We start from the raw sequence: 7,546 nt of genomic DNA, 5'->3' as shown, positions 1-7,546 counted from the left end.
CGCTCCGAAGCCCACTTGTCCCGACGAGGCGGGTGATAACGCTGCAGTTTCGAGATGAGCGCATCGGGTTGCGCATCGATCTGCAAAATATCGAGATACTCGCGCTGCATGAACCCTTCGTTCACCGTGTGCTCGAGCATGGCGACGAGCGGCCGATAGTATCCGTCGATATCGAGCAGGCCGATTCCTTTCGCGTGATAGCCGAGCTGGGCCCACGTGAAGACCTCGAACAGCTCTTCGAGCGTACCGGCCCCGCCGGGGAGCGCAACGAACGCGTCCGACAAGTCCGCCATCATCTTCTTGCGCTCATGCATGTCGGCGACGACATGCAGCTCGCTCAAGCCCGTATGCCCGACTTCCTTTTCGAGCAGCAGCTGCGGAATGACACCCACGGCCCGCCCGCCCGCCGCGAGCACTGCATCGGCAATCGTGCCCATGAGCCCGACGCGTCCGCCGCCGAAGACGAGCGAGCAGCCCGCGTCCACGAGTGCGCGGCCGAACGCCTGCGCGGCTTCGACATAGACGGGCCGTGTCCCCATCGACGAGCCGCAATAAACGCAAATCGACTTCAAACTCATACTCCGGCGTCCTTGACGGCGGCTTTGGGCAGCGCATCGCGCGGCGGCAGGTAATCATGGAATTCGCGCATCGGCAGTTTGCCCGAGACGAGGTCGTCGAACAGCTGGCGCGAGCGGCCGCGCAGATAGGGCGCCATGATCGAAATCACGTGCACGCTCACCTGATAGAGCTCGACGCGAATCGCTTCCTGGTCGTTGTACTTGCGCGGATGCATGACGAACTGATAGGAAAGCCAATAGGTGGCGATGACGCCCATGTTCGTCGCGATGACCTGGATTTCCTCGGGTGTGGCGACCATTTCGTCGTCGGCCACGAGCAACTCGCACAGCTCGCGCGCGAAGCGGACTTTGTGACTGATGATTTGCTTGAAATGCGTCTCGAGCGTGCGATTGCGCGCGAGCAGATCGTTGAGATCCCGATAGAGGAAACGGTACTGCCACATGAAATCGGCCATGTACTGCAGATACGACCAGGTTTCGTCGATGGTCGGACGATGATCGTCGGGCAGCCGCAGACGCTTTTCGATCGCCTGCTCGAACTGCGCGAAGATGCTGTTGATGATGTCGTCCTTGTTGCGGAAGTGATAGTAGAGATTGCCGGGGCTGATCTCCATCTCTTCCGCGATCGTGGTCGTCGTGACGTTCGGCTCGCCGATCTCGTTGAAGAGCTTCAGCGATAACTCGAGGATCCGTTCGCGGGTGCGGCGGGGAGTTTTGGCTTCCATGTCGTCCGGCCCAGTGGCGCCCGGCAATACGCGGCCCCACGCGGGACCCGTACATCGTCTTGCCCGGCTTTGGTTGTATGTCTCGAATGTAGTGGGCCGATTATAAACCGCTCGTTCTCTTCCTCGACCGCCCTCCGGGTTTTCATGGAGCACGGTCGTTCGTTTTTTTGAGACAAGAAGTTCAACGGTGAACGGTGCGCTCACCAGTGATTCGATGGGGCGGGCGGTCAGCCGTCGAGCAGCAGCCGCACCCAGTGGGCGACGAGCGGCCCGACGAGCAGAACCCAGGTCAGCCCGCAGACGAGCAGCGCGACGCTCACCGCGGCACTGCCGAGGTCCTTGGCACGCCGCGACAGCTCGTGACGTTCGAGCGAGATGCGATCGATGGCCGCTTCGACGCTCGAATTGAGCAGCTCGACGATGAGCACGAGCAGCACCGAGCCGATCAGCAAAACGTGGGAGACGGCATCCACCGGCACGGCGATACCGATCGGCACGAGCAGCACCGCGAGCGTGAGCTCCTGCCTGAACGCGCTTTCCTCGCGAATGGCGACGCGAAAGCCGTTCAGCGAGTTCTTGAGCGCATGCCACGCCCGCGTGAACCCCCGATTGCCCTTGTAGGGGTTGAACGGCAGAGGCGCAAGCGGATCGTCGGGCCCGAGCGGCTCGTGCGCGTCGGGCGGCTCGCGGCCGATCGGCGGTTCGTCGTGCTTCATGCGGCGGCGCTTTGCTCGTGCCACGGCGCATGCGAGAGCGGTTTCAGGTGCGCTGCGAATTGCTCGGAGGCGGCGCGCCAGGAAAAGCGCTCGGCCCACGCACGCGCGGCGGCGCGATCGATCTTCAACGCGTCGAGACACGCTTCGCGCAGGTCCTCGTTCATTGCGCCGGCGTCGCCGTCGCCGAGCACGTCGATCGGCCCCGTCACCGGATACGCGGCCACGGGCGTACCGCAGGCCAGCGATTCGAGCAGCACGAGCCCGAAGGTATCGGTGCGGCTCGGGAACACGAAGACGTCGGCCGCGGCATAGACCTTCGCCAGTTCCGCCTGCGTCAGCACGCCGAGGTAATTGACCTCCGGGTAGCGCGACTTGAGTTCCGCGAGCGCAGGCCCTTCACCGGCCACCCATTTGGAGCCGGGCAGGTCGAGCTTCAAAAACGCCTCGACGTTTTTTTCGATGGCGACACGGCCGACATAAAGAAAGATCGGCCGGGCGGTATTGAGCACCTTGGATTCCATCGGATGGAAGATATCGAGATCGACGCCGCGCGTCCAGAGGACGACATTCGTAAAGCCGTAGCGCTCGAGGTCGGCCTTCACGACGGGCGTCGGCGCCATCACGGCGAGCGAGGGCCGGTGGAACCAGTGCAGAAAGCGGTAGGTGAATGCGGCGGGCAACGCGAAGCGGGCTTCCACGTATTCGGGAAAACGCGTGTGATAGGCCGTGGTGAACGGCAGCCCGTGCTTGATGGCATAGCGGCGCGCGGCGAGGCCGAGCGGCCCCTCGGTCGCGATATGCAGCGCGTCGGGCGCGAATTCATCGATACGCGCGTGCAGGCGCCGGCGAGGAAAGAGCGACAGCCGGATCTCAGGATAGGTCGGGCATGGAATGGTGCGGAATTCGAGCGGCGTGACGAGCTCGACGCGATGGCCAAGTTCGGTCAGCTCGCGCGTCGTGTTCTTCAATGTGCGAACGACGCCGTTGACCTGCGGCTCCCAAGCGTCGGTCACGATCATGATTTTCATGCGAAGAGTCTCCGGTCCGGATGGCGGACAGTGCGGGGAGGCGGACACGTCAGGCCGTTGCCTTGGCCTTGCGCGAATGAGCGTGCGGCGAGCGCATGACGGTCCAATAGACCACGCGCAGCTCGCCTTCGAAGGTTTCGACGAGCGCGGAAAGGCTTTCGACCCAGTCGCCGTCGTTGCAGTAGACGAGGCCGTCGACATCGCGGATCTCGGCCTTGTGGATGTGACCGCAGACGACTCCGTCGCAGCCGCGTCGCCGTGCCTCGTCGACCATGACGTGTTCGAACGACGAGATGAAATTGACCGCGTTCTTGACCTGATGCTTCAGATACTGGGAGAGCGACCAGTACTGGAAGCCGAAGCGGCTGCGAATGCGGTTGAACCAGCGATTGAGCACGAGGATCGTCGTGTAGGCGCTGTCGCCCAGATAGGCGAGCCACTTCGCATGCTGGATGACACCGTCGAAGAGGTCGCCGTGTACGATCCACAGGCGTTTACCGGAAATCGTCGTATGAAACGCTTCGCCACGCACCTGGATGTCGCCGAAGGCGAGATCGCAAAACTGCCGCGCGCCTTCGTCGTGATTGCCCGGGATATAAACGACCTGTGTGCCCTTGCGCGCCTTGCGCAAGATCTTCTGGACGACATCGTTGTGCGCCTGCGGCCAGTACCAGCCTTTTTTCAGCTGCCAGCCGTCGATGATGTCGCCGACGAGGTAGAGATATTCGGAATCGTTGTGGCGCAGGAAGTCCAGCAGGTAGTTCGCTTGGCAGCCGCTCGAGCCGAGATGGATGTCCGATAGCCAGATCGTCCGGTAACGGTGCGGCTTGTCGACGTCGTCGTCGTGACCGCTCGCGTCCGTTTCGTGCGCTGCCTCGTGAGTGCCCGCCGAGACGCCGCCGGGCGCTGCGGGATGAAAGGGAACGGCAGCGACAGTCGCGCCGAGCCGCCGAAGGAGGGAAGTCGCGGCCGTCGTGCGGTCCATGGCTTCTCGCGTCGAGTTGGACATTCGCCCATTGCGCCACGCGAGCGTGACTGCAACATGACAGTCACGGGAAGTTCTTATTACGGGGTCGGCGGGCCCGACGTTTCGGCCGCGCCCGACGCCGGGGGGCTCGTCTTGTCGGGCGCGAGTTCGACGATACGTGTGCCCGCCATGCGGTCATGAGGGAACTGGCGGTCCGGATCGAGCCGTGCCGAGGCAGCCCAGAGCAGGAACCACGCGGCCGTCGCAGCGAGCGTCGCGGGCAGCGGCAAGCCGAATGCCGGATGCAGCGCAAGCGGGGGCACGAACCACAGCCAGCCCAACCCATAGCGCGCCAGGGCTCGCACTGGACCGACCGTCTGGCCGGAAGGCCCGACGAGGCGCAGGCGCCACGTTTTCATCGGCAGGGTCTGACCGCCGTGCGTCCAGCACCAGACGAAATAGACGCCGACGACGAAGGCCAGCCAGACGGCGAGCAGGTGGCGGTGCGTGAGGCCGTTGCGTTGTTGCGTGAGCGTGCCGAACAGATAGCCGGCGAAGAATACGATGCCGAAAAGCAGCAACGTCTCGTAGACGAGCGATGCGAGGCGGCGGCGAATGCTGGGCGGCAACGACGGTGAATTCATGCGTGTGCGGCTCGGGCGGGGCCGGACATCAGGCGCCGCGGAAGATCGAGGGCGCCTCCGACGGCGAAAGCGGCGTGGGTGCGCCCGGTACTCCGCTCGCCGGTGCCGGCGGTGCCACGCTTGTGCCCGATGCGGCCGCGGCAGCACTGGCCGCCGCAGCGCCGCTCGTCGGCAACGAAGCATCCGCGAGCCGATTGATGCCGTGGATTTCGCTCTTGAGCCCCGATGGCGGGGCGCTCACGACGGTCGGCCGCCGCTTGCGCTCCAGCGCGGCAAGCCGTGCCTTCTGCTCGGGCGAGAGTTCTTGATAGGCTTTCCAGGCCTTCTGGCGCGCTTGCGGGGGCAGCGCTTTCGAGACCTGGTAGTTTTCGCGCGCGACACGGCGCTGCTCGGGCGTCATGCCAACCCACTGACCCATCCGTTCATGGAGTCTTTTTTGCGCTTCGGGCGACATCTTCGCGAAACGCGACGCGATCTTGATCCATTTGCGCTTTCGCTCGTCGCTGAACCTGTCCCATTCGGTGGCGAACGGCGCCAAAGCGGCGTGCTGTTCGTCGCTGAGGTGCGACCACGAGAGCGGGTTGTTGTCGACGAGGGGAGCGAGCTCGATGGCGAGCGTCGGTGCGGGAGGCGCGCTAGGTGGCGCGCCCGCCGGCCGGGCAGCGGGTGTCTCGCCGAAAAAGCGGGGGTAGGTTGCTCCGAACACCACGGCGGACGCGATCGCACAGGCGAACACGACGGCCAGGCCGCGCTTGTAGCTCACGCCGGTCTCCTCCTGCACATGCCCGTCAGCGTGCTCGCGAGAGATAGGCGTTGAAGCCGTGGTCGAGGTACGCATTGAGCGGAAGCTCGTCGTTCAACATGGCTGCGTCGATATCGGCGAGCTCGGCGGCACGCTGCAGATTTTCCCAATAAGCGATGACGGCGACGCCGCCAACCAGTGCGAGGATCGGCAAAAGCCGCATGAAACGGCGCAGCGGCGGCACGCGTCGCTCCACAGGGCTCGTACGTTGCGGGCCGAACGCCGGACCGCCCGCGGGGGCGAGCACGAACGCGCGGGCGACGGCGGCCTCGGGCTTTTTGCGCCCGAGCGCGACACGCCGTGCGGCCGCGAGTTTGTTGACCGTCGTGGCGGGCAAGCTGGCCGCATTTTCGTCGAGCGCGCGACAGATTTTGTGCGCAAACTCGAATTCGTTGGTTTCGGGAGCGGAGCTCATAGCGTGATTCCTTTGGCCTTGAGCGCGGCCGCCAGTGTATGCGTCGCCCTCGAACAGTGCGTCTTCACACTGCCTTCGGAGCAACCCATGGCGGCGGCGGTCTCGGCGACATCCATATCTTCCCAGTAACGCATGAGAAACGCTTCCCGTTGACGCGCCGGTAATTTTTGGATTTCCGCGTCGATGAGTGTGAGCACCTGATCGCGCTCGAGCTTTTCCTGGCTGCTCTCCGAACCGCTCGTGTGTTCCTGCCCTTCGATCGTCTCGAGCGGGTCGAAATCGTCGTCGTCGGCATTGCCGAACGACGAAAAAAGGCTCACCCAGGTGTTCCGGACTTTCTGCCGCCGAAAATGGTCGTGCGTTACGTTTTGGAGAATACGCTGAAACAGGAGCGTCAGCTCGGCAAGCGGTCTGTCGCCATATTTTTCGGCGAGCTTGATCATCGCGTCCTGCACGATGTCGAGGGCGGCATCGTCGTCGCGCACGGCGTAGACGGTCTGCTTGAACGCGCGTCTTTCGATGCTCGTCAGGAAGTCGGCGAGTTCCTTTTCTGATGCCATCCCGGGGGGCAGCGGCGCGAAGCGCGCGCACGCCGTGTAATCGATTGAAAAAAATATCGCGAAACCCGCGGATGCTAGCAAACTTTTCGGGGCCATGGGGCACTTATGGCCGTGCCGCCTGGCCCCAAACGCACCTCCTGGGCCGCCTGGGCACTGCATGCCCCGTGCCTGGGATGCGATTTTTTGCTTGACCGCGTGCTCGGCAGCCGCTAAGGTTGCCGGTTCGCAACATAAGTGACTTGTCTTTTTGGGGCGGGCCCATGAAGTCCGCCAGTCAAACTGGACGCGCCGCTTGAACCCGAGCCACAAGCCCGGCAGAGAGCACCCGATCAATTTTTTGCCGAAAATTCGAAAGGTGAATGATGAACATGCCCAGCGCGGAATTCTCCACGTCGGATACCACTCCTTCCCATGAAGCCTCGTCGATAGGCGCCACCGTGCTCATGCGCGCGCTGGCAGACGAAGGCGTCGAAGTGCTCTGGGGTTATCCCGGCGGCGCAGTGCTCTACATCTACGACGAACTGTACAAGCAGGACAAGGTTCAACACGTGCTCGTGCGTCACGAGCAGGCCGCGGTCCACGCGGCGGACGGCTATGCGCGTTCGACCGGCAAGGTCGGCGTATGCCTCGTCACCTCGGGCCCCGGCGTGACCAATGCCGTCACCGGCATCGCCACGGCCTACATGGATTCGATCCCGCTCGTCATCATCAGCGGCCAGGTGCCTACGGCCGCGATCGGCCAGGACGCGTTCCAGGAATGCGACACGGTCGGTATCACGCGGCCGTGCGTCAAGCACAACTTCCTCGTGAAGAACGTCGCCGACGTCGCGATCACGATGAAAAAGGCGTTCTATCTGGCGGCGACCGGGCGCCCGGGGCCCGTCGTCGTCGACGTTCCGAAGGACGTCACGCAGGCGACGACGGAGTTCGTCTACCCGAAGACCGTCTCGCTGCGCTCGTACAACCCGGTGACCAAGGGCCATGCGGGACAGATCCGCAAGGCGGTGCAGCTCCTGCTCGAGGCGAAGCGGCCGATGGTCTACACCGGCGGCGGCGTGATCCTCAACGACGCATCCGACGCGCTGACGCGGCTCGTGCGTCTGCTCGGCTT

At 63.9% G+C, this 7,546-nt stretch carries 10 protein-coding genes; 1 reads left to right on the top strand and 9 read right to left on the bottom strand.

The window, feature by feature from the left end; translation table 11 throughout:
- From VGL01_RS10610 to VGL01_RS10570, 9 genes are all read right to left on the bottom strand, one after another.
- Positions 1 to 572: TIGR00730 family Rossman fold protein (locus VGL01_RS10610; RefSeq protein ID WP_331569030.1), on the bottom strand; the 572-nt coding region annotated here is incomplete at its 3' end.
- Positions 573 to 574: 2 nt separating this feature from the next.
- Entirely contained in the window at positions 575 to 1,303 is a 729-nt protein-coding gene (locus VGL01_RS10605) for a TetR/AcrR family transcriptional regulator (protein ID WP_173256557.1), read from the bottom strand.
- A 227-nt stretch (positions 1,304 to 1,530) separates the two neighbouring features.
- Complete coding sequence (locus tag VGL01_RS10600; protein ID WP_331569028.1) at positions 1,531 to 2,019, bottom strand: diacylglycerol kinase; 489 nt, start codon at positions 2,017 to 2,019, stop codon at positions 1,531 to 1,533.
- Entirely contained in the window at positions 2,016 to 3,047 is a 1,032-nt protein-coding gene (locus tag VGL01_RS10595) for a glycosyltransferase family 1 protein (protein WP_331569026.1), read from the bottom strand. The genes VGL01_RS10600 and VGL01_RS10595 overlap by 4 nt, the downstream gene beginning before the upstream one ends.
- A gap of 49 nt (positions 3,048 to 3,096) precedes the next feature.
- Complete coding sequence (locus VGL01_RS10590) at positions 3,097 to 4,032, bottom strand: UDP-2,3-diacylglucosamine diphosphatase (RefSeq protein ID WP_331569024.1); 936 nt, start codon at positions 4,030 to 4,032, stop codon at positions 3,097 to 3,099.
- 80 nt (positions 4,033 to 4,112) lie between these two features.
- Positions 4,113 to 4,658 (bottom strand): RDD family protein, encoded by a 546-nt coding sequence (locus tag VGL01_RS10585; protein ID WP_331569022.1) that lies wholly within the window; start codon positions 4,656 to 4,658, stop codon positions 4,113 to 4,115.
- Between the two features lie 28 nt (positions 4,659 to 4,686).
- Entirely contained in the window at positions 4,687 to 5,421 is a 735-nt protein-coding gene (locus tag VGL01_RS10580) for a DUF3106 domain-containing protein (RefSeq protein WP_331569020.1), read from the bottom strand.
- A gap of 25 nt (positions 5,422 to 5,446) precedes the next feature.
- On the bottom strand, positions 5,447 to 5,875 hold the full coding sequence (locus VGL01_RS10575; RefSeq protein ID WP_331569018.1) for a DUF3619 family protein: 429 nt from the start codon (positions 5,873 to 5,875) through the stop codon (positions 5,447 to 5,449).
- Positions 5,872 to 6,435: an RNA polymerase sigma factor gene (locus tag VGL01_RS10570; RefSeq protein WP_331569016.1), complete on the bottom strand. Its 564-nt coding sequence runs from the start codon at positions 6,433 to 6,435 to the stop codon at positions 5,872 to 5,874. Before VGL01_RS10570 ends, VGL01_RS10575 begins: the two co-directional genes overlap by 4 nt.
- Before the next feature lie 362 nt (positions 6,436 to 6,797).
- Between VGL01_RS10570 and VGL01_RS10565 the strand changes: the two genes are divergently transcribed.
- The coding region (locus VGL01_RS10565; protein ID WP_331569014.1) for a thiamine pyrophosphate-binding protein at positions 6,798 to 7,546 on the top strand (749 nt) is incomplete at its 3' end.

Origin of the sequence: Trinickia sp., assembly GCF_036503415.1 — a bacterium.
Lineage (GTDB): Bacteria > Pseudomonadota > Gammaproteobacteria > Burkholderiales > Burkholderiaceae > Trinickia.
The sequence above is the reverse complement of the archived record's forward strand: the minus strand, read 5'-3'. Positions and strand labels throughout refer to the sequence as shown.